Annotated in this window: 15 protein-coding genes, 1 pseudogene and 1 riboswitch; of the genes and pseudogenes, 14 read left to right on the top strand and 2 right to left on the bottom strand. The window is 46.9% G+C overall.

The window, feature by feature from the left end; genetic code table 11:
* The first annotated feature begins 53 nt into the window (after positions 1–53).
* From ACSR9A_RS19160 to ACSR9A_RS19095, 14 genes and pseudogenes are all read left to right on the top strand, one after another.
* A complete protein-coding gene (locus ACSR9A_RS19160; RefSeq protein ID WP_473758917.1) occupies positions 54–1,775 on the top strand; it encodes an ABC transporter ATP-binding protein in 1,722 nt (573 codons plus the stop codon).
* Positions 1,772–3,553 (top strand): ABC transporter ATP-binding protein, encoded by a 1,782-nt coding sequence (locus ACSR9A_RS19155; RefSeq protein WP_473758916.1) that lies wholly within the window; start codon positions 1,772–1,774, stop codon positions 3,551–3,553. The genes ACSR9A_RS19160 and ACSR9A_RS19155 overlap by 4 nt, the downstream gene beginning before the upstream one ends.
* Positions 3,554–3,714: 161 nt before the next feature.
* A pseudogene (locus ACSR9A_RS19150) lies at positions 3,715–3,966 on the top strand (pyruvate kinase alpha/beta domain-containing protein); the annotation flags it as partial.
* Positions 3,967–4,231: 265 nt separating this feature from the next.
* Positions 4,232–5,563 (top strand): SPFH domain-containing protein, encoded by a 1,332-nt coding sequence (locus ACSR9A_RS19145; RefSeq protein WP_473758914.1) that lies wholly within the window; start codon positions 4,232–4,234, stop codon positions 5,561–5,563.
* Between the two features lie 124 nt (positions 5,564–5,687).
* Complete coding sequence (locus ACSR9A_RS19140; RefSeq protein ID WP_473758913.1) at positions 5,688–6,137, top strand: hypothetical protein; 450 nt, start codon at positions 5,688–5,690, stop codon at positions 6,135–6,137.
* Between the two features lie 47 nt (positions 6,138–6,184).
* Entirely contained in the window at positions 6,185–6,736 is a 552-nt protein-coding gene (locus ACSR9A_RS19135) for a hypothetical protein (RefSeq protein ID WP_473758912.1), read from the top strand.
* A 139-nt stretch (positions 6,737–6,875) separates the two neighbouring features.
* A complete protein-coding gene (locus ACSR9A_RS19130; RefSeq protein WP_473758911.1) occupies positions 6,876–7,187 on the top strand; it encodes a hypothetical protein in 312 nt (103 codons plus the stop codon).
* Positions 7,188–7,222: 35 nt separating this feature from the next.
* Positions 7,223–7,756 carry a hypothetical protein gene (locus ACSR9A_RS19125; protein ID WP_473758910.1) on the top strand — a complete coding sequence of 178 codons (534 nt, stop codon included), beginning with the start codon at positions 7,223–7,225 and terminating at the stop codon, positions 7,754–7,756.
* Between the two features lie 95 nt (positions 7,757–7,851).
* Positions 7,852–8,373, top strand: coding sequence for a DJ-1/PfpI/YhbO family deglycase/protease (locus tag ACSR9A_RS19120; protein ID WP_473758925.1), 522 nt, complete (start codon positions 7,852–7,854; stop codon positions 8,371–8,373).
* A gap of 275 nt (positions 8,374–8,648) precedes the next feature.
* On the top strand, positions 8,649–9,812 hold the full coding sequence (locus tag ACSR9A_RS19115; protein ID WP_473758909.1) for a response regulator: 1,164 nt from the start codon (positions 8,649–8,651) through the stop codon (positions 9,810–9,812).
* An 89-nt stretch (positions 9,813–9,901) separates the two neighbouring features.
* Positions 9,902–10,432, top strand: a complete 531-nt coding sequence (locus ACSR9A_RS19110; RefSeq protein ID WP_473758908.1) for a hypothetical protein — start codon at positions 9,902–9,904, stop codon at positions 10,430–10,432.
* A 359-nt stretch (positions 10,433–10,791) separates the two neighbouring features.
* A riboswitch (cyclic di-GMP riboswitch) is annotated at positions 10,792–10,877 on the top strand.
* Between the two features lie 13 nt (positions 10,878–10,890).
* The gene (locus tag ACSR9A_RS19105; protein WP_473758907.1) at positions 10,891–11,703 is read left to right on the top strand and encodes a transglutaminase-like domain-containing protein; all 813 of its coding nucleotides are present in this window, start codon (positions 10,891–10,893) and stop codon (positions 11,701–11,703) included.
* A 258-nt stretch (positions 11,704–11,961) separates the two neighbouring features.
* Entirely contained in the window at positions 11,962–17,841 is a 5,880-nt protein-coding gene (locus tag ACSR9A_RS19100) for an SdrD B-like domain-containing protein (protein ID WP_473758906.1), read from the top strand.
* A gap of 203 nt (positions 17,842–18,044) precedes the next feature.
* Positions 18,045–18,689 carry a class D sortase gene (locus tag ACSR9A_RS19095; RefSeq protein ID WP_473758905.1) on the top strand — a complete coding sequence of 215 codons (645 nt, stop codon included), beginning with the start codon at positions 18,045–18,047 and terminating at the stop codon, positions 18,687–18,689.
* Between the two features lie 94 nt (positions 18,690–18,783).
* Here ACSR9A_RS19095 and ACSR9A_RS19090 read toward each other — a convergent pair whose 3' ends face one another.
* Together ACSR9A_RS19090 and ACSR9A_RS19085 are read right to left on the bottom strand one after the other, a co-directional pair.
* On the bottom strand, positions 18,784–19,542 hold the full coding sequence (locus tag ACSR9A_RS19090) for a GGDEF domain-containing protein (protein WP_473758904.1): 759 nt from the start codon (positions 19,540–19,542) through the stop codon (positions 18,784–18,786).
* A 74-nt stretch (positions 19,543–19,616) separates the two neighbouring features.
* Complete coding sequence (locus ACSR9A_RS19085; RefSeq protein WP_473758924.1) at positions 19,617–22,601, bottom strand: hybrid sensor histidine kinase/response regulator; 2,985 nt, start codon at positions 22,599–22,601, stop codon at positions 19,617–19,619.
* Between the last annotated feature and the right edge of the window lie 188 nt (positions 22,602–22,789).

The raw sequence follows: 22,789 nt of genomic DNA, 5'->3' as shown, positions 1-22,789 counted from the left end.
AGCGAAAAGACGGATTGACCCTGTGGAAATCATTTCTATGGATATGGACATATTTGAAAACTCACATAGGCTGGATGATCGTCGGAATTGTCTCGGCCATGGCGGCAGCGCTGATCGAGATATGGATAGGCAGTTTCATTCAAGATTTAACGACTCGTGCGGAGAATGGGGCAGGGCGGCTTGTCTTGTCCATCGTTTTCACCGTTTTTGCCATCATCCTAATCGGCGTTCCTGCGAAGTATTTTATGGCGTTCGGCGTGGAGCGAAGCAGCGCCTTGGCCATAAGAGATATTCGCAATCATCTGATGCACCATATCGGGAAGCTGCCTGTTCATTATATCGAAAAGCAGCACTCTGGAGATGTGTTGTCGCGATCCAGCAATGACCTGCAGGTCATCCATCAATTCATGAGTCGAGATTTGGCGCAATGGTTTTACCATCCGATGTTGTTTATCGGCTGCTTTATCTATTTGATTTGGATTCAGTGGCAGCTCGTATTGTTCAGTCTTCTGCTTCTTCCTATATCCTTGCTTGTATCGCATTGGGTCGGCAAACAAATGCAGCGACTGACGGAAGAGGTGCAAGAGCATACGGGGCAAATGAACGCTATTACGCAGGATACGCTGGGCGGCATGCCAATTGTAAAAAGTTACCTGCTCTCAGGAATGCTGCTTCGTTCGTATCAGTCTTTGCTTCAATTGACGCTGCTCAAGAAACTGGCCTTGCAAAAACGGGAGGCTTGGGTTGATCCGCTCTTGTTCTCGTTGATGCTAAGTCCGATTATTTTTGCAGTGATCTACGGCAGCTACTTGATATCCATAGGAAAGTTTGGCGCCGGAGAATTGATCGCCTTTTTGTATCTGCTTAATTTATGCCTGGAGCCGCTGGATCACATCCCGACTCTGATTACGAACACCTTTCAAATGACCGGGGCTTTGAAGAGGGTGGCCGAAATGCTGAAGCTGCCTGCCGAGAATCTGGAGGGGCATTCGATTGCAAGAACGGATGATCCGCCTGTCGTATTCGATAACGTTACGTTCGCCTACGATAACAACGCCCCTGTGCTGCGAAATCTCAGCTTTACGGTAGCGGAAGGGAAGACCGTTGCGCTGGTCGGAGAGAGCGGCGGGGGAAAGAGCACGGTGTTTAAGCTGCTATGCGGATTTTATCCCTTGCCTGCTAACCAAGGAACGATTCGAATTTTCGGCCAACCGATTCTAGACAGCAACCCGAATGAACTTCGTTCTTGTTTTTCGGTTGTTACCCAGGATGCATATTTGTTCAGCGGCACGATTGCCGACAATATTGCTTACGGACGGGAGCATGCAACGATGGACGAGGTGATCGAGGCGGCGAAGCTGGCTAATGCGCATTCGTTTATCATGGAGCTTCCCGGCGGGTACCAAGCCGAGGTAGGAGAGAGGGGGGGGCTTCTGTCCGGCGGACAGCGCCAGCGGATTACCATTGCGCGCGCGTTCCTTAAGGACGCGCCTATCCTGCTCTTGGACGAGCCTACATCCGCGCTGGATACGGCATCTGAATTGTACGTTCAGGAAGCACTGAATGTACTCATGAAGGACCGAACAACCATTGTGATTGCGCACCGACTGTCAACTATCGAGAAGGCGGATGAAATCTTGGTCATGGAGCAGGGCGGAATTGCAGAGGCTGGCAATCATAGCGAGCTGCTGGCGTTGAACGGTTTGTACGCCCGTTCGTATCATCAGGAGTTTACCACCGCTCTTGTGAAGAGTAGAGAGGTGGTCTTCTTATGAAAGTGGCTGACATAGTCTCCCATGCAAAGGAACTTGGCCATATCCTAAACTTTATGAGCAAAAGAAGCAAAATTCGTTATTTCACTGGCCTTAGTATAAGCACGACCATTCAAAGTTTGTTTTTGGTATCATTCAGCCTAGTCGTCCAGGGTCTGGTGGATTTTGCGGTGACGAAGGATACTTCGCTGATGTATCGTGCCATCTTTATCTTGGCCGGCTCCCTGTTTCTTGTGAATTTCGTCGCTCCATTTTTTTCCTATATGTTTCGCAGCAGCGTGGAATTTACGATGGCGGATATAAGGGAGCGTCTGTTTGTCAAGCTATGCAAGCTTCGGTCGAGGTATCTGGAGCAGACACACAACGGGGATATCCTCTCTCGGATGAACAACGACGTAACCACTTTGGAAGTGACTTACACAGGCGTTTATTTCGTGCTGCTGCTGCAGTTCGTATTCGGTGTGGGCTCGCTTGTGACGATGTTTGTCGTTCATTGGCCGTTTGCGTGCGCTTCGCTTGCCATTTTGCTGGTTTCCTTTGTGATCGGTGCGCGGTTTGTACAGCAGATCCGCACACTCTCCGAGCAATCGCTGCAGCTTCTGGCCAAGATGACGGGGAAATTCTCCGACTTTATCGGAGGGATACAGCTTGTGAAATTATTTCATATCCAGCCGATCTATGAGCAGTATGCAAGCTTGAATGAACAAGTAACGAAAGTAGCTACACAAACCGCGAGAAAGAATGGCATGCTGGCCGCCGTGAATTATTTTGTCAGTTATGTGACATTCTGCGGAATCATTGCCACAGGCAGTCTGCTCTATACCTATGGTCTTATTGGAATGGGAACTGTAGCGGCGCTGGCCGTGCTTCAAATCAATCTGACCCACGCCATTATGAATTTCGGCACGACGCTGTCCATGGCGCAGAACTCGTTGGCGGGTGCGCAGCGTCTGCAGCAATTATTGGACGAGCAAGAGGAGCCGGAGCAAATCGGATTTCGGGAAGAGGATAAGCCCTCGTTTAAGACCTTGTCTGCATCTTCTCCTGCCATGGTGGAGCTCCAGAGCGTAGATTTTTCTTATCTGCCAGGCAAAAAAGTTCTGAGCGATGTATCGTTGCGAGTAGCTCCAGGACAAATCGCCGCGATCGTAGGCAGCAGCGGCAGCGGCAAAAGCACACTGATCAAGCTGCTGCTGGGCTTCTACCCCATAGACGGCGGGGAACTTCTGATTCAAGGCAAGCCGCTAGGACATTATACCTTGGACGAGCTTCGCGCACGCATCGCCTATGTGCCGCAGGATGCCTTCCTGTTCAGCGGAACGATCGAAGAGAACATTCGTTACGGAAATCCGCAAGCCACGGAAGAGGAGATCATAGAGGCGGCCAAAGCGGCGCATGCGCATCATTTTATTGAGGAGCTGCCCGAGCAGTATCGGGCGCAGGTGGGGGAGCGCGGGAAGTCTTTGTCAGGCGGTCAGAGACAGCGGATTGCCATTGCCCGGGCATTGCTCAAGAATGCCCCGATTTTGCTGCTGGATGAGGCAACGTCCGCCTTGGATTCCGAATCGGAATATTGGGTGCAGCAGGCCCTCAACCAATTGATGGAAGGCCGCACGACCATTTTGATCGCTCATCAGCTCAGTACCGTGGAGAAAGCGGATCTGATCATGGTCATGAATGAGGGAACCGTTGTCGAACAGGGCACGTATCGGGAATTGCTTGAACGAGGGGGCTACTTCGTGAAATTATACGGTAGCACGGAATTGAGTAAGAGGGGGTGACGCCCCCCCCTGATCTCTCACCCCCGTACATGCGGGGTGCATACAGCGGCGGTTCATAAAGGTTAACGAATGAACTGGCAAAGAAATACATAACTGTGGTATGCATCTTCTGAACCGTTTTTTTCAGTAGGGTTGTCATGTAAAAACTCAAATCCAAATATCGCCCGCAATCGCCAGTTATCGCGATTACTTCGGACGAGAAAATTTTGCCGCTGCTGGCGCTGCTATGGGGCGTTATTCCGGTGAAGGGCACGAAGACAGGCACGACGGACGAGCTGCTGCATGCTGCAATGGCGGATGCGGAGCAAACCGGACTGCTTACTGAGGGAGATTTTGTCGTCATTACAGCAGGAGCGCCTCTTGGCCTATCTGATACGACGAATTTGATCAAAATCGAGCAATATGGCGTATAGCCGCAAGCCTAAACGATAAGCTGAACGTAAGCTAAACGATAAGACATGGATGATAAGCTGGCCTTATGGGGCGGTATTATTGATCCATGTCTTTTTTCTTATGATTAGGCTTGCCAAAGTCGAAAGCTGGCGAAATTCGCTCAAATATGTGGAATATGGAACATAATTTTGTTGAAAAACAGGAAAATTGTTCTTATTATTAAATGTATAGAGATAGAAGCTTCAATAGGATTTGAAAATGTCAGCATGGTAGAGGTGAGAGGGAATGGCTATAGTAGAGGTGGTCAAATACGACGGTTCTCCGGACGTATACGCATGGAAATATCCGAATGCGGAGCTAGGAACCTGGACGCAGCTAATCGTTAATAATACGCAAGAGGCGCTGTTATTCAAGGGCGGTAAGGCGCTAGATTTATTCGGGCCTGGCAGGCATACGCTTAGCACGCTTAATATACCGATTTTAAACCAGCTGGTTAATATCCCTTTTGGCGGGAGATCGCCGTTCTCGGCCGAGGTGTGGTTTGTGAACAAGCAGGTATCGCTCGATGTGAAGTGGGGAACGGCGTCGCCGATTCAATTGCAGGACCCAAAATACAATATTGTCATTCCGGTTCGTGCTTTTGGCCAGTTCGGCATTGAGATTGAGGATTCACGCCGGTTTTTGTCCAAATTGGTTGGAACGCTGCCAGTGTTTAATCAGGACACGCTGTCCAAACATTTGCGCGGCATGATTATGATGAATATTAATGAGCTGCTTTCTTCTTATCTGGTGTTCAAAAAGGTGAGCCTGCTTGAAATCAACGCCTACATCGGCGAAATTTCCAAGCATGTCGAGGAACGGGTTGGCGCTCTGATGCATCCCTTCGGCATTCGGCTCGTCAATTTCTTCATTGATTCGATCAGTACGCCGGAGGATGATGCCTCGCTGAAGCGGCTGCGTGATGCGCTTGCGCGCAAAGCAGAGATGGACATTATCGGCTATAACTACCAGCAAGAGCGTACCTTCGACACACTGGAGGGCGCAGCGAAAAATGAAGGCAGCTCCCAAGCTGGCGTCATGGGCGCAGCGCTCGGACTTAGCATGGGAGCGGGAATTAGCGGCATATTCGGCAGCCAATTTGGGCAGCTCGGAGAGCAGCTGTATGGAGCTGCAGGCGCAGCTCAGGTTTGTCCAAGCTGTCAGAGCCGCAACGATGCGCAGGCGAAGTTTTGCAACAGCTGCGGCAAAGGGCTTGTGGATAGCTCGGCTGGCGGTCAGGCGGGAGCGCCTAGGCCCATTCATAATTGCGATAAATGCGGTATGCCGCATCGGGAAAATTCCAAGTTTTGCGCGAACTGCGGCGATGCGTATAATCCTTGTCCAAGCTGCGGCGCGGATTGTGCGGACGATGCAGTCAATTGCAGCGCTTGCGGCGAGACGTTGCCGCGTCCGTGTAGAGGCTGCGGGGAGCAAGTGGCCGCCAGCGCCAAGTTTTGTCCGCATTGCGGCACCAATAACAGCAGCGGCAGCCAGCAATGTCCGGGATGCCGTCATGAAGTTCAGGCAGGGCAGAAGTTTTGTCCGGAATGCGGGCATGGACTTGCTGGCAGAGTTTAGCTCATAAGCAGCTCGTGTGCAGTCCATGGGAGAAGCAAATATTGGGCTGCGGCAGCTATCAAAAGCAGCGAATGACGGAGCATAAGCCGTAATCGTGCTGCTGCTGGGAAAGAGGGAAGACTTCATGAGTTTGACGTTTCGCTTGATTGCAATAGGAATTTTGTTATTTGGATCTAATATATTTGGGGAGTTCGATGGTAGGGTAAGCTCGCGCTTATTCTCACAGAAAATAGAGTTATATATATATACAGCGATTCTTCCTGCTTGGTTTTTCTTTATGTTGGCCTATTTTTCTGCCAAAGGGGAGGAGGAGGCTGATGACAAATGGGTCGCAGACATTCAGGCAAGTCATGCCAACATACAACAGAATACTTTAGAGGCTAAAAAAATGGCCGATGAAATGAGGCAGGCAAGGCTGGAGAGAGAACAAGCAAGGGGAGGTAGCTCTCCACCGAGCGGCTCAGGGCAAGGCAGAAAGTCTGTTGCTTGCCCAAGCTGTGGCAACCATACGATGCTGTGGCCGAATCAAACGAAATTATGTGATTATTGCCATGCGAGTATTGTTTACAGCTAAACGGGAAGCCTCAGATGCCATATGGGGCGAAAGACGGGGTGAAATAAATGTCAACTGGTTTTGGGTACAAGGTAAGTGGGGCATTATGGACTACTTTAGGTTTCATCTTATATCCGAATACATTGAGCCCAAGTTATGGATTAGATGGACTCATAGCTACTTTGATAATCTTCTCTTTATTTCCTGGCATTTCCCTTTATTGCATTGGGGAGAGGAAGAACAGGCGTTTTAAATGGAAGCAAAAATATTTAGATGAACAAGAGCCATATCTAGTCCAGTTTCGATTGGAGCTGCAGAAGCTGGAGCATGAACAGGAGCTTGCAAGAGAAGAGCGTGAACGAGCCGAAGAGGCGGAAGAAGCCGAGGAAGCGGCTAGGCTAGAGGCTGAGAAGGAAGCGACGCTAGCGGCTATACGAGCAGAAGCGGAGGCAGAGGCAAGGCGTGAAGCGGCGAGCCGTACATCAACGCCTCCGCCGTCGCCTCCACCACCCCTCATGCCCAAAAATATCAGCTGTGTGGGCTGTGGCGCGAGAAAGGTGCTGCAGCCTATGCAAAGCGCGGAATGTGACTATTGCGGCACGATGCTGGTGTACAGTTAACGTGAGACGCACCTGCACGGTAGGAGCGAAGTAAATTAGAGCAGCAAGCGTTCAGCCTATGTAGAGGTTAACGGATGCTGCTCTTTTTATTAGGGAGCAGGGTGTCATCTTTGTAACGAAAGGAAGAGGGGGAAGCGAGATGGGTGGAGTACTTAAAATCATTGCAATCGGATGCCTTGTGAATGGCATGCTGTTCACACAGTACTATTGGGGAGAAGAGAAGTCCTTCGCGGAGCAGGTTTTATTTTTCAGCAAATATTTCGGGATAACAGCGGCAGTCATATTTATATTGGCAGCAATGCTGGCGAAGGTAGATAGATTAAAACAAAAAGAATACCTGGAGTGGGCTGAGGAGGAATTATCCAGCATAGAGCAGCGTTTGCTTGAGGTGAATAACGAACTAAATGAGCTGCAGAGAGCAAGACTTGGGAGCGAACAGCATTTAAATTGAAGAAAATGGATGATGTTACAGAGGCGGGATGAGCAATGTTGAAGGGATACAATTCATCTAAGATGATTACGTATGCAAATGGTATTGCGTGGTTAGTAATTGGCGCTTTCTTTTTTATAAATCAATTATCGAATCCAAATCGGGAAGACTTGATGTTCTATATTCTTCTTTATTCCTTGATTTTTGTTTTCCCAGCATGGATTGGAGTTCACATGGCTTTACAGTACTTGGAACGTAAATCAGTCCAAAAACCGCTTAGGGAAGCAATTATAGCTTTACAGCTTGAATTGCAAATCGCGGAGCAAGAGCTAGAGCTTGAGAGAAGTATGGCCGAAAATGAAGAGCAAGAGAGGAGAGCCGCCTGGGAGGCCGAGGAGCAAGCGGCAGCCGCGGCCTTTTTAGCGGAGCGGATAGCGATTCGTAATGCCAGGCAAGGCTCTCCGCCCCCGCCAACACAGCCGTCCGTGCCGAAAACGATCAGCTGCCTTGGCTGTGGTGCTAATAAGGTTCTTCTTCCACAGCAAAGCGAGGAATGCGACTATTGCGGAAGGATGTTCATGTATCGTTAATCGCATCTGAGCGTCAGGATTTGTTTGCGAATCCTTTTTTTAGGGTAAAGTAATCTAGAGCCCAAACAAGAAGGAGCGTGTAAATGATGACGCAAATGAAGAAGGTGGCTTTTCTGCTGGCCGATGGCTTTGAAGATTCCGAAATGCAAAATCCGTATGATGAAATGGTGAAAAATGGCCATGAGGCGGTTATTATAAGCTTGCGAAGCAATGAGGAATTGAAGGGCAAGCAAGGCACAATTGCCTATAAGTCGCATCTAGCGATTAAAGAGGCAAAGGCAAGCGACTATGCGGCGATTATTATCCCTGGCGGGGCATCCCCCTCCCACTTGAAGGAGGAAGCGGCCGTGCATGCTTTCGTCAAAGACGCTGATGAAAAAGGCATAACCATTGCCGCCATCTGTCACGGCCCGCAAGTTTTGGCGGAGGCTGGTTTGCTGCAGGGACGGACACTGACAGCTTATCCGGAGCTGGAGCAGGAAGTGCTGGCAGCTGGGGGACATTTTCGTAATGAGGAAGTCGTGGTAGATCGCAATTTGATTACTTCCCGTACACCGGAGGACGAGCCTGCTTTTATTCAGGCAACGATTGAACAGCTGGGCGTCAACGCCTGGTAGACTCTCTAGCAGAACAGCTGGATTGTCCATTCTATCCATTATCACTGCGAGTTTTGCCTTTGGGCAAAACCCTAATCGCAGATCGTAAGAGCAGCAAGCGTTTAGCCTACTTGAGGTTTAGCAGATGCTGCTCTTTTTACTATGCAAATTTCCCTGAATTTGTAACGACTATTCAAGCCAAATGATTGCGGCAACTATTTAACTGGATTATAATTGTTGTCAGCATGGCAGAGTTTGTGAACGAGTGGTTATTTCGTATATTAAAGGAGTAAAGCATGAAGGTTATCCTTGTAGATGATGAATGCCTTGCTTTGGATTACTTGGAGCGACAACTCGTGAAATTAAATAACGTAGAGGTTTTGGGGAAATATGAGGATCCGATGACCGGGAAAGAGCGGATTTTGCGCGATCTGCCGGATGTCGTATTTTTGGATATTAATTTGCCTGAAGTGAGTGGCATTGCGCTTGCTGAACAGCTGCTTGAGGTTAGGCCGGAGCTGAATATCGTATTTGTAACCGCTTATGATGAATATGCAGTGAAAGCATTTGAGCTGAATGCACTGGATTATGTCGTCAAACCGATTCATCCTGAGCGCTTATTGAAAACGATGGAACGGATTCAGAAGCGGCTGGACTCGTCTGCGAAGGATAAAGAGCAGGCTCTACAGCCAGTGAAAAATGCGAATGAGGAGCAGCATCTGGTTTTGCAGCTATTGGGGCAGTTCAGTGTGGAGTTTTCCGGGAAAAAGGATGCAGCCATAAGGTGGCGCACAACGAAGGCGCAGGAGTTGTTTCTGTATTTGCTCCAGCATCGCGAACAGCTTGTAAGAAAATCGATATTAATCGATTTGCTATGGCCCGATAATGGGACGGAAAAAATATATGCCCAGCTGTATACGACGGTGTACCACATTAGGAAAACGCTAGATCAGTTTGGAAAGTGTTTTCACATTGCCAATACAACAGAAGGATACATATTGACGCTGAATCAGGTTGTGCTCGATGTAGAGGAATGGGAGCGGGGCATTGCCGCCGCACCGCCGCTAGCGGCTGCAACGCTTGCGGAATACGAAGAGGCTATGAATCTTTATAGAGGCGATTATTTAAAGGATTATGATTATTGGTGGGCGGAGAGCGAGCGCCAGCGGCTGAAACGGTTATGGCTGAATACTTCCTATCGATTGGAAGAATGGCATGTCGAGCATGGTCAGTTGGATAAAGCGATTGCCGGATATATTCGGATTATCGAGGAGCATGCGCAAGCGGAAGAGGCTTATTTTGCCTTAATGCAGCTGTATGCGTCCAAAGGAAATCATCTTATGGTTAATCAGCAGTACAATGTTTTAACCGCCGCGCTGATAGAAGAATTGAACGAGCAGCCAAGCGCGTACATTACAGAATGGTATAAAGAGTGGAAAAGCAGTGTTAGCGCGTTGTAGGGGCTATTTTGTAAATTTTCCGAGATTAAACAGGGATTTTGTCGAGAAATTGTAGAGTTGCCTTATTTATAATGGAGGAGCAGGTGAAAATGAAGACGGACAAGCTTTACGGGCTTCATTTTCAAAAAATAGCATGTTCAAAGGAATGGTTGAAGAAGATGATGATAACCGAGAAACGGCAAATAAACGTCATTCGCCATTTTCGCTATCCTGAGCTGGCTTGCTGTATAAGCGAGGGAGCCCAGCACCTACGACAGCTGAATTTAAATCAAATGACCGATTACACGATCGTTCGAGGCTTTTATACCCATCATCGAGGTCATTTTATTGGAATTACAGCTACTTCTGAGGGGCCTTTGTTTTTCTATGACAAGCAATATTTTCAGCTTTCGGAAGGGAAATTTATGATTGCTCTGGAGCATGACGACAAGCGAAACACGTTCTCTTTTTGGTGGGATGGGGTAGAAATATGTCGCCTGAACTATCAGCGGCAGCTTTATCAGTACAATGAGGGAATCGTGGATGACGGTATTCGTGATTTTTTTGCTTGGCTTTATTTGTCGACAGGACCGAGAAAGTTTTGGAGATTCCAAAAATTTTACACGGTCAAAAGCAGCTAAACGCTGGTTCGGGTATCAGAATTTTATCAGCCGAAAAAGGATTGATAAAACGCATGATGGAGCTGAAGTGGGATGGGCGCTGAACATTTGAAAGAGTTTCAAAGCTTGAAGCATGAGGATGAAATGCGGTATATGCTCCTGCTAAGGGATGTAAAGGGCATGCTTAAAGAGCGGAAAGAAGAACCTTTTATGAAACGGTTAAAGCGGAGATGGATGAAGAGAGGCCATAAAATACAAGCCTCAGCCTGGAAATAAAAAAGGTTTAACGTATTGTTTGTTGCAAATAATGGGTATATACTAGAGATAATCATAGTTTAATATAAGGTAGTTCTTCTACCTAACACCACTTACAAAACTTTACACGATAACGGCAAACCTGTCGAAAGGCAGGGACGCAAAGCTAAAGGGCCTTCTCTATTATTTAGATGGCAGCCTAGCCACCGAAGGGAGTTTTTTTTATGCGCAAAAGTTTAACGGTTATGATTTTGCTTGCATTGATACTGTCCGTGTTCCCGCAAGCAACTGCTCAAGTGGCAGCAGCTGGGACAAGCTGGCTCGATGAATCCAATGTGGATAAAGGAAGCATCGGTATTCGTTATGAGGTCAAGTCGGGCGTAGATACAAGGCTGGTTGTAGCCAAAGACGGCAAAAATTATACGTATGCGCTCCGGGCAAACCAGACAGAAGAGTGGTTCGCGCTTCAACTGGGCAATGGAGACTATACGATTACATTATTGGAGAACGTCAGTGGAACCAATAAATATAGAGCAGTTCAAACAGGCAAAGTTACCTTGAATTTGAGTGACAGCAGCCTCGTTTACTTAAACTCCATTCAAAATATCGATTGGAGCAGCAACAGCAAAGCGGTCAAGAAAGCATTGGAGCTGACTAAGGGTAAAAAGACGGATACCGAGAAGGTAACGGCAATTTACAAATATATTGTGGCGAATATTTCTTATGATCATCAGCTTGCAGCTAAGGTGACCAACGATTATTTGCCTCAAATCGATCGTACGTTTAGTTCGCAGAAAGACATTTGCTACGGTTATGCTGCATTAATGGCGGGCATGCTTCGCAGCTTGGACATTCCGGCCAAGATGGTGACGGGCAAAGCGTCCGATGTATCGAACTATCATGCTTGGAATGAAGTATATTTGGACGGCAAATGGATCACGATCGATACGACGCTTGATGCTGGCATGAAGAACAGCAAGAAAGCGGGCAAAATGATTAAAGACAGCTCGCGTTATACAGCTGCTAAAGTCTATTAAACGGATCTAAGCATATATAAATCAATAGGCACGTACAGAAGCTTCGTCTATCCTTCAAGGGATGGACGGAGCTTTTTTTGCTGTTATTTAGGCTGTCGAATGAAGGGGATGCTTGTAAAGTTTTTGTACAGTTGGGCTAGATATAATTTTCTTATTTGAATGTAAGGAGGGAGAGGATGGAGAAAGACTTGGCTTTCGTGAGGTAATCACAACAATAGAACAACTAGACAAGATAGAGAAAAAGAGAGGATTGATAAGATGCCCGCAAGTAGACAGAGAGCGATCAGGCAAAAGATTTCCTGGATCATGCTGCTCGTTTTGCTGCTGCAAGCCGCATTCCAGCCATTCGCAGCTCCAATACAGGCAGCAGGTCCGATTACAGGACTGACTTTTACAAAGACAGCTAGTGTGAGCACCGTTAATGTAGGCGATACCTTCAAGTATACCATCTTGTATCAGGCGGATGGCGCGACTCATGTTGGTAAGAACGTAACGATTGTTGATACCGTACCGGCACAATTTGAAATTGTGGATGGCTGGGAGGATGGAGGCTGGGATACGAAAAACGGCCAAACGCTAACCGTTAATGCACATCCACTGCCTTCCGGTACTTCGGTAAAGCTGGAAATTCCCGTGAAAGCGAAGCCGACTGGCTCAAGCTCGGTTGTGCCTACGACGAATACAGCGACGATTACACTCGTTGATTCGGCAGAAAGCACGACGGCATCGGCGCCTGTTTCAATTAATGCGGATCCGAATCCGGTTGCAACACCAACGCCTACAGCAACACCGACGGCGACACCTACTGCCTCAACCTATGACAAATGGTGGGCTTACAAAAGCCAAGACACTGGATTTGGCGGCGGAGTTCCAATTATTGGCGGAGCGGTTGAGTATACGGTAGGCATTAAAGGCGAAGCGGGCAATACGAATCCTGGCAGCTTGAAATATGCGACGTTAGTCGATACGCTGCCGCCAGATGCCGTATATGTGAGCTCAACAGAAAGTGGCGTCTATGATTCAACGGCTCGTACGATCACTTGGTCGAACATTGAGCTGGCTTCTGGACAATCTTTCGAAGCGAAGGTATCGGTCACTTACCCTGATGATTTAGGGTATGGTCATCCGACAGGAACACCGCTGGAGCGCAAAAACAACGTTGAAATTTTGAGCGGCTATACGCTCGAGGGAGACGGGGCGGTCACTGATCCTGACGCTGATGTGACAACTAAATTCGGAGAGCCGGTATCTGGCGTTTCCGGTTTAACCAAGTCGCGCGTTTACCAATATCGCTGGCATGGCCAAACCCAGAAGTTCAACATCGGCGGCATCAGCAATACAGGGACGAATGTAAATACGTCTTTATCGAACCTGGTACTGACAGATGTTCTGCCTGCGGAAATGGACTACAGCAGCATTAAAATGCCAAATGTTTTCACATCCCAGCTTCGTTATAAAACTAGCGATGGCGTGACTGAAACTTGGCATGCGTATAGCGGCAGTCTTGCGCCTAACGGCACAATTGCAGTGAGCACGACAGCTGGTACGAACCGCATTGTGCTGAATGCTGGCGAATATTTGGCTGCACTGGAGTGGTCGTTCAGCACTTTGGCTCCAGGCGGTACAATTGGCGGCATTGAAGTTACAGGAACAGTTAGAGACTTTGCTAACGGTACGAATGCTCCTGTCGTTCACGGCGATCAAGTAACGAATCAAGTGTCTCTGGATTATCAGGCACTGAGTGTTACCATTCCGGGTCAATGGGATAACAAGCCTCAAAAAACGGCTCAAGCAGATTTCAACATCAACAATGAGAAGCCATGGCTTGTTGCAAATAAAGCGATTGGAACGGGAAATTTCCGTCCACTCAGTACGGTGCCGTTCACTTTAACGGTTCGCAATGATATTAAAGCAACGGGACCTTATGTTAATCCAGTTGTCTATGATTTATTGCCAACAAGCTTTGATTATTACCTCAATCCTAAAATAGCCGATCCTGCTGCGGCGCTGGCAGCCTCGTTTACGTTTACGGGCACGCCTGCTGGAGCAAGTGCTCCACAGCTAGAGCTTGTTGATAAAAACTGGAACGGTACTGGACGGACTCTTGTCAAATGGTCATGGTCCGACGGCACCTCTTTTGCTCCAGGCACAAGCTTTGAAATCAGCTATAAAGGCGAGGTTCGTGCGGGTACGCCTCAAGGTACAACCTACACGAACGATATGTATATTACAACAAGCGATCCTAATACAGAGTTCTGGCATACAGGGGACTCCGCACAGGATAAGCCGCAAAATCTGCCAGCATGGCAAACACGCAACAATACGATTAAAGATACAGTCATTGGCTTTGATCCAACAGCGGGAACGGATGAATTTTTTGTTCATGCCTCTGCGAATGTAACGGTACGCAAAGCGTCGCTCGTACAGTCGACAAAATGGAATCAAGGCGATCTGGAGCCAATTTTCCGGGCATCAGATGATGCTACGTATGACGGAATACCGGCTCTTCCCGTACAGCCATTCGATTATGATGGCGATATTGAATACACTGAGTATCCGCGTTACAGCGTAACGTATGAAGGCGGAACAGCAGATTATCGTTTGGCGGTACGCAATAGCGGGAATACGAGACTTGGCGTCATTGATGTGCTGGATATTTTGCCGCATGTAGGCGATAATGCGCTGCGCGTCAACAGTGGTTCGCCTTATGAAGCAAGGGGCACGCAGTGGCAGCCTAACCTGGCGGAAGTACTTTCTTCCGGCAATAAAACCTTTACATCTTCCGCGGCAGCGGGAAGCAGAACGGTGAACTACACGCTGTCCACCTATTACAGCAAGTCGGTTAATCAGGAGCAGGTTGTCAATTTCACGAATGTGAATGACAGCAAGCAAGGCTGGATCGAACAAGGCAATTATCAGAAGGATGATTTGACAGACATCAAGTCGCTATACTTCCAGCTGTCGAACATTGTAGGCAGTGATGGATCAGCTGGACTTGCGCCAGGCGACTATATCGTATTGGATTGGAAAATGGATGCCCCTGTGGGAGCACCGACCAATGAAGTAGCTTGGAACTCTTTTGCGATTCAAGCAACTGAAATCGGTGCAGGCAATGATGAAGGCAGCAAAATGCTTCCAACAGCGCCTAACAAGGTCGGCTTCCTGATTCATCCGAACAACGAGCATGTACCGCTTGGCGAAATTGGAAATTTTGTCTGGTTCGACAGCAACCGCGATGGCACGCAGGATGAAGAATATCCGGGCGATAGCGGTCAAGGTGCAGGTATTAACGGTATTACCGTAAATCTATACAAAGCGGGTGAAACGACGCCGTTCAAGTCAAGCAAGACGGGCTATCATTACAACGGAAGTCCAGGTTATTATTTGTTCCAGGGACTTGAGGCAGGCAATTATTTCGTAGAGTTTGTGCTGCCGGATCGCTACATGCCAACGACTGCAAATGTGAATGGAGCAGATCCGAGCCATACGAATGACAATGACTCCAATCTGGTAACGAAAGGCGCTACTGTAGACGGTTATACGCCATATCGTACGGATACGATCAGCTTAGGTACAGCTGGTAAAATTCCGACAATCGATTTGGGACTAATCGAAACAGCATCACCTACGGGCGACTCATACCCTTCCATCACATTCGAGAAAGAAATAACGAGTGTGACACAAGGCTCCTCCACGATTGCTCCTTCTCAGGAGTATGTAGTGGTAGGAAACGATGTGCATTATAAGCTTTCTTTGAAAAATACCTCTTCTGTTACTTTGCATAATTTTAAAATTTCAGATGCGCTTGATAGACTGCAAGCCGGCTTTGAGTTTACTAAGCTGACGTATAATGGCGAGGAAATTGCCTTGAATAGCGGCAGCCATAACAGACCAGACATTATTGGTCAACTGGTAAGCACCGGCACGAATCCGTCTATCATCATTAAAAATCTGGCAGCAGGAGCGGGACTGACGCTTGAGGGCGTATACCGTGTTACGGATGCAGATTTGGATTTGACAGATTTGGATAATGTAGCAACTGTATATTACAATGAATCCCCTGATCCAATTAAGGATGAGGCTAGCATTCCGACAGCAGGGCTCAAGATTGAGAAAAAGGGCAGTGCAGTCGCTGTTTCCGATACAGCAGCAGGAAGCTGGATTAACTACACGGTTAAAGTAACCAATACAGGCAAGCGCGATTTAACGAATGTTGTGATTACCGATACAAAAGTATCTGGCATACCAAGCATTCCATCACTGAAATCTGGGGAATCAAAGGAATTTACGTATTCATACCAGGTAACGTCAGTAGATACAGCAGCGGTTTCCATTATCAATGTGGCTATAGCGGTTTCGAATGAAACGCCGCCAGTGACGACTGAGCATGAAATACCTGTCGTTTCGGATGAGCGTGGCTCCATCGGTAACTATGTATGGCTTGACCGTAATGAAGATGGGCTGCAAGATGCAGCGGAAACAGGCATTAATGGCATTATCGTTAAGCTTTATGACGATGCAAACCATGTATTGGCTGAGACCATTACGCATGATGAAAATGGCAAACCAGGATTTTATTTATTTGCTGGATTGCCGCAAGGCGACTATCATGTACAGTTCATCATTCCGGCGGAATACGGTGTAACTAAGCCGGAAGCTGGAGCACCAGATGTGGATTCCAACAAAACAGATGGCCAAGGAATAACTGAGGTCATTACGATTGGACCAGCAGGCTGGAATGATTTGACGATTGATTTGGGTCTTGTTCCACGCGGTGAAATCGGGAATTATGTATGGCTCGATCGCAACCGCGATGGCTTGCAGAACGAAGATGAGAAAGACGGTATTAATGGTATTGTGGTTAAGCTGTATAAAGGCAGCAGCACAGGTACGCCTGTAGCTGAAACGACAACAGCGAATGATGCAAGCGGCAAGCCGGGCTATTATTTATTCGATAATTTGCTTGCAGGCGACTATTATGTTCAATTCGTTTTGCCAAGCGATTATGTGAAAACAAGCGCGGAGCAAGGAGCGAACACAGCTCTTGATTCCAATGCAACGGATGCAGACGGCATAACAGCCAAAATCATTATTAATGAAACGGCTGGCTGGGTTGATCATACGATTGACCTTGGCGTAGTTGCCAAAGGGGTTATTGGCAATTATGTGTGGTTTGACCGTAATGACAACGGCAAGCAGGATGAACTGGCTACGGATGGCCAAAATGGCGTTACCGTACAGCTTTTTAATCAAAACAAAGAGCAAATTGGAGAAACCACTACAGCAAATGATGCGAGTGGAAACCCTGGTTACTATTTGTTTGATCAACTGCCAAGCGGACAATATTTTGTGAAATTTATTGTGCCAGTTGGCTACACAGTAACAAAAGCTGAGGCAGACGGTGTTTCTGCTGAGGAAGATTCAAACAAACAGGTAGATGGATACACAGAAGTTATCGTTATTGGTGAAGGGGCACCGCGTGGCTGGGAAGACCTGACGATTGACCTTGGGCTTATTTATAAGCCAACTAGTCCAGGTGGAAATTCGGGCAACCCATCAGTACCAACGCCGACACCTACACCAACAGCGACACCATCTCCTACACCAACGCCTGTTGTAACGGAGACGCCTACAGCGCCTCAAACGTCAACACCAACGCCGGTGGCTCCAAGTCCTGAGCAGTCAGGCACACCGACGCCAGCACCAACAGCGACTCCTGTCGTAGAGAAAGATAAGACACAGGAAAATACGCCAGTTGAAGGTAAAGTTGACGTGCCAAAAGGTGGAAATGTAGATATTGGCAAGCAGCCGGAGCACGGACAAGTAACGGTGGACGATAATGGACAATGGGTGTATACACCTGATCCAGGGTATACAGGCAAAGATGATTTCTCTATTATCGTAAAAGATGCTGACGGAATCGAAGAGGAAATATTGTTTGAAATCGATGTGGATGAAATCCCGCTCGGGGTAGTTGAGGATTCGGATTCAGATGGAGATGGAAATACTCCAGCACCGAATAACCAAGGTACACTTCCGAAGACAGGTGAGTCCAGTCAATTGCCAATCCAGCTTGCAGGTGCAGCATTAATTGCACTCGGAGCGATATTGCTTAGAAAAAAACGCTCACGTTCGTAAGTGTGATGCAGCAAGCTTCATCAGAGTAGAAGTAATTGGATACTCTGCGCATAAGGCCTCCAAAACGAAGACTTTTCATTCGTTTTGGAGGTTTTTTTAATTAAAGTGTGCGGCCTGTAGAGAAACTGTAGAGCCTGGCTCTGCATAATAGAGAAGCCTATTCAGTTTAGTTAAGAAACATATAAGCAGAGGGAGCTGAGAATTTGCGTAAAATCGCAATTATATTGGTAGCAGTCGGAGTGCTGCTGCTCATTTATCCGCAGTGGAATGAATGGATGGCTGATCGGGAGCAGAAGAAGCTGTTAAAAGAAGCGCTCCTGCTCATGGATACGCCCGAGCCTGTAAATACGGGGGCCGCACAAAGCTACGCACAGCTAAATGATATGTTAAATGCAGGAGAAGAAACCGAGGATGAGGCAGCTTCTCTATTAAACGATTTTCAAAACGGCAAGCCCATTGCAACAATTACGATAGATCGTATTGATGTCTTATTACCGATCTTAGATGGCGCTACAAAGGCTAATATGAAGCATGCGGCCGTTCATATGCGAGAGACTGCTTTGTTTGGGGAGGAGGGCAATGCGGCTGTCGCAGCGCATCGTGCCCATACAACCGGAAGGTTATTCAATCGGCTGAATGAAGTAGAAATTGGCGATGAAATTGTCGTACAGACCAGTAATGCAAAATATATTTACAAAGTGTACGAGACCCTTATTGTCGAGCCAACTGAGCTGTCAGTATTAGATAGTGTTCCCGGTGACAAATTGCTTACACTCATTACCTGCGATCCGCTCATCAACCCGACTCACAGGTTAATTGTGCATGCCCGTCAAATGGAGACATTATAAAAGGAATTGAAAGCTGATAGAAACGTAAAAAAGCAAGGAGTACCTCACGATCCACTAAACAAGCGGATGGTGTAGAACTCCTTGCTTATTTACTTTACGGCTTGGCTTGATTAATATTGCCGTATTTCTCTTTTGGAAGTTTGCTTCTGCCTTCCCTAAATACAAAAAATCCATTTTTGCCTTGTTTCTTGGCTACGTACATCGCAGCATCCGCTTCTTTCACAAGCATATCATGCTCAGCGTTGCGGGCCGTGCACATCCGAATACCGATACTAACGGTAATTAACACGTGATAACCTTCGACTGCGTAAGGGGTCGTCAGCTTTTCCAAAATTTGCGTGGCAGCCCGCTTTGCCATAATAGGGTCGCAGTTTTTGAGAATCATCACGAACTCATCACCGCCAAGCCGGAATAGCTCGCGATGTTTTTTAGACTCCACCTGCTGTAAGCGAACGCTGACCTCCCGAAGCAGTGCGTCTCCAACATGATGGCCGAAACGATCATTTATTTCTTTAAAGTGATCCAAATCCAGATAGAGAATCGCCATACTTTTTTTGCTGCGATATGTTTTCCAAAATTGCTCAAGCCCATGTCGATTATAAAGACCCGTTATACCGTCCCTAAAGGCAAGCTTCTTCAATACTGCTCTTTCAACAAGCATGGCACGCATGATAATAATAAGAACGGTAATGATAATGACCATTAAGGTGTTGAAGAAGAAAGGAAGGTTCTGATTAGAGAAGAATGGCTCGGGGAGTCTGAACAATTGTGTGAAAAACAGCACCAGCATTCCCGCTATTACGGCAATCATAATGGAAGTCGGGAGAATCTTAACCCATTTTTTTAAGCGCATGTTTTATCACCATAGTTATTTTTTTTGTTCCCCAACATTATACACGGAACATCTATACAATTTCTATACTTGTTTTATATCCCATTTAAATTTGCTTCATCGGTTGAGGATTTTGGGATAGAAAAGCGAACAACCGTACCTTGTTTTACTGTGCTTTCGATGCATAATCCCTTGCCGTACAGCTGTTTCAAACGACGATCCGTATTGCGGAGGCCAATTCCTCCACGGTTTTGCTCCAGCACGCTTCTGACCTTCTCCTCTTCCATACCGACCCCGTTATCTATAATCGCAATTTCAGTATAATCGTCGTATCCTTTCAGGCGAATACGCACAGTGCCCCCACTTGAACGGGCCAGCACTCCATGCCGCACGGCATTTTCTACAAGCGGCTGAATGGAAAGCGGCGGAATACGAAGCCATGGCAAGTCATCAAGCTCCCACTCAATTTGCAGGCGATTGCCGAAGCGCTCTTTCTCAATAAATAGATAGGAATGAAGCAGATCCAGCTCATGCTGAAGCGGAACTACGCGCTCTGAGTTTTTCATATCAAAGCTCGCTCGCAAATATTTTCCAAACTCCTCCAGCAATTGCACCATCCTCGATTGATCAATCACACTTAAGGAGGCAATGGAATTTAACGTATTAAATAGAAAATGAGGTTGAATCTGTGCTTGAAGCCAAGCCGCCTCAATACGCAGCCGCTCATTTACCGTTTGCTTCAGGTCAGTTAAAGCTTGTACGCGAGACTTGAGCTCCATCGCATCGACAGGCTTAGTAACATAATCATTTGCGCCTGCCATAAAGCCTGTATTGACATCTTCGGGACGGCTGCGAGCAGTCAGCAATAAAATCGGCAGCTCGGATATGCTGAATCGTTTGCGAATCGTTTGAGTCAACTCATAGCCCGACATTTGCGGCATCATAACATCAGCGATAACTAGATCCCACTCCTTCGTTTCAAGCAGCTTGAGTGCTTCTTTGCCGCTCGTGACGGTAGCCACTTCATAAAACTCTGAATCCAGCAAGCTGGATAATATTTTTAAGTTAATAGGATCATCATCTACGGCAAGGACAGTAGCTTTATTTTGTTCTGTGTCGGATGCCGCTTGTCTCTGATCAAGACGCAGTAATTGAGAATCAGCAGCAATGACGGCTTCTGTAGACACGGCTGTTTCAGCTTCGCTTGGCAGCGTAAATTCGGGTTCGTCGGCAGCTGCATCGGCGTCAAGGAGCATGGTGAAGGTGAACGTAGAACCTTTACCCGGAACCGACTGTACCGTTAGCTCACCCCCGTGAAGCTCAACTAATTGCCTGCAAATGCTGAGCCCGAGACCAATGCCGCCGCTCATAGCAGTCATGCTGGAATCACCCTGCTCGTAAGCTTGAAAAATAGTGAGCTGTACATCTGCATCTATGCCGACCCCAGAATCCTGTATGTGGATATAGGCTTTATCCCCAATCGCTTCTGCATGAACGCTAACAATGCCCTCGTTCGTGAATTTAACAGCATTATGGATGAGATTAAATAAAATCTGAATCAGCCTATTTTCATCGGCAATTATTTTAGGAAATGAACGGGATATATTCATTTCTAGCTGAACGGGTTTGTCCTCCGTTAAATAACGCAGCATATCAAATACGCCGGAAATGATGTTTTGCAGCCGGATGCTTTCCTTATTCAAATGAATATCCCGATCCTTAAGACGCGTGACATCGAGTAAATCATTAAGCAGCAGCGACATGCGGCGTCCAACGGTAATGATCAGCATTAAATTATTTTTGCTTGCTTCATTAATGGAATGGGTCGTATTAGCCAATACGGTCTGCGCCATATTAATCATGCCATGCAGCGGATTTCTCAGCTCGTGAGAAGTATTAGCGAGAAATTCATCTTTCGCTTTATCGGCTTTTTGAAGTTTATAAGCAAGCTGCTCCAAATTGGTTCTAGTTTGCAGAAATTGTTTGAACCAGAAGGAAGCGAAGCAGATAAATGCAAAAATTAAATCAAATGGATAATAAGGCAAATCCCAATCTGCTCTTAATTTGAACGTAGCCCATACAATACTAGACACGACGCTTGTAGCAGCAAACAGCAGGAAAATCATATGTTCTTCTCCCCTAAGTGCTAAGCGCAGAATCATAATAAATATTATAAGGGGCGGGAGTGAAACCGTCAGAATCCTAAGAGGAGACAAGGAAATGAATTGCTCAAACGGCAGCAGCAAAATGAAGAGCGCGTAAAAAGCGCATAGAAATAAATACACACGTACGGCTCTACCTTTACGGTATATTGATAAAAAATTGGCAGAGAACGCTAACAGCAGCGTGGATGCTCCAATCAAAGAAAGCATTAATAATTTTATGTTCCATTTTAAAGTAATAGGCAGCCAGGCAACCAATAATTTATTATCATCTAATAGAGTACCTAACATCATGCAGAAAATAACGATGGCCAAATAAACAAGCTCCTTCTTCCGCACACCAAGCAGAGGGAGAAGAGCGACATAAATTAGATGAAGCAAGTAGATGACGGTTACCGTTAGCTGCATGGCAATTAATAAATGATCCTCCCGTTGAACAGCGGCGAACGTCCCGAATTTAATCGGCTTGGTAATACCGCCCCCTGCAGGAAAATCGTAGTTAGACACATGGAGCACTATATTCATTTCATCTGTACCTGTAATGGATGCGATAAGAGGATACATCTTTCCCACATGCTCTTGCTTATTTTCTGAAGGCTGACCGAGCTTGGATACAGAACGCCCGTTAACGAATAACTCATAGCTGCTTGAAATAGTCATCGTCTCGATCCCAAATTGCTGAGTGCCATTGTCAGGAAGCAAAATTCGGAGACGATAGGTTCCAAAGCCAAAGCCAGAACCATCAGTGTCTTTATTTAAATAATTACCCCATTTATCTGGAACAGCAGCCCAGCTTTTGCTGGCAGGAGAGGCGTCTAAGGGATCAGGCGTAAGAAAAATGTTTGGATAAAACTCCCACTGACCATTAAGCCGGATCGTTTCTTTATCAGTAAAATGCCAGCTGCGCAAATCTAGCACACCCTGCTTTGCAACAGGATGGACAGGGGGCTTAAACGCCGCGTTCCAGATGAGATGCATGCAGGTTAGGAAGCTAATAAATACAACAATATAAATAAACAGTCTGAGTTTGGGCGTATTTTTAAGTATCATATTAGTTACAATTCGACAGAAATAGACAAGTTCCTTTTCAGGTAAAGTCTAGTTAC

It is taken from the genome of Paenibacillus sp. R-74696 (assembly GCF_055814915.1).
This window is presented reverse-complemented; position numbering and strand designations above follow the sequence as displayed.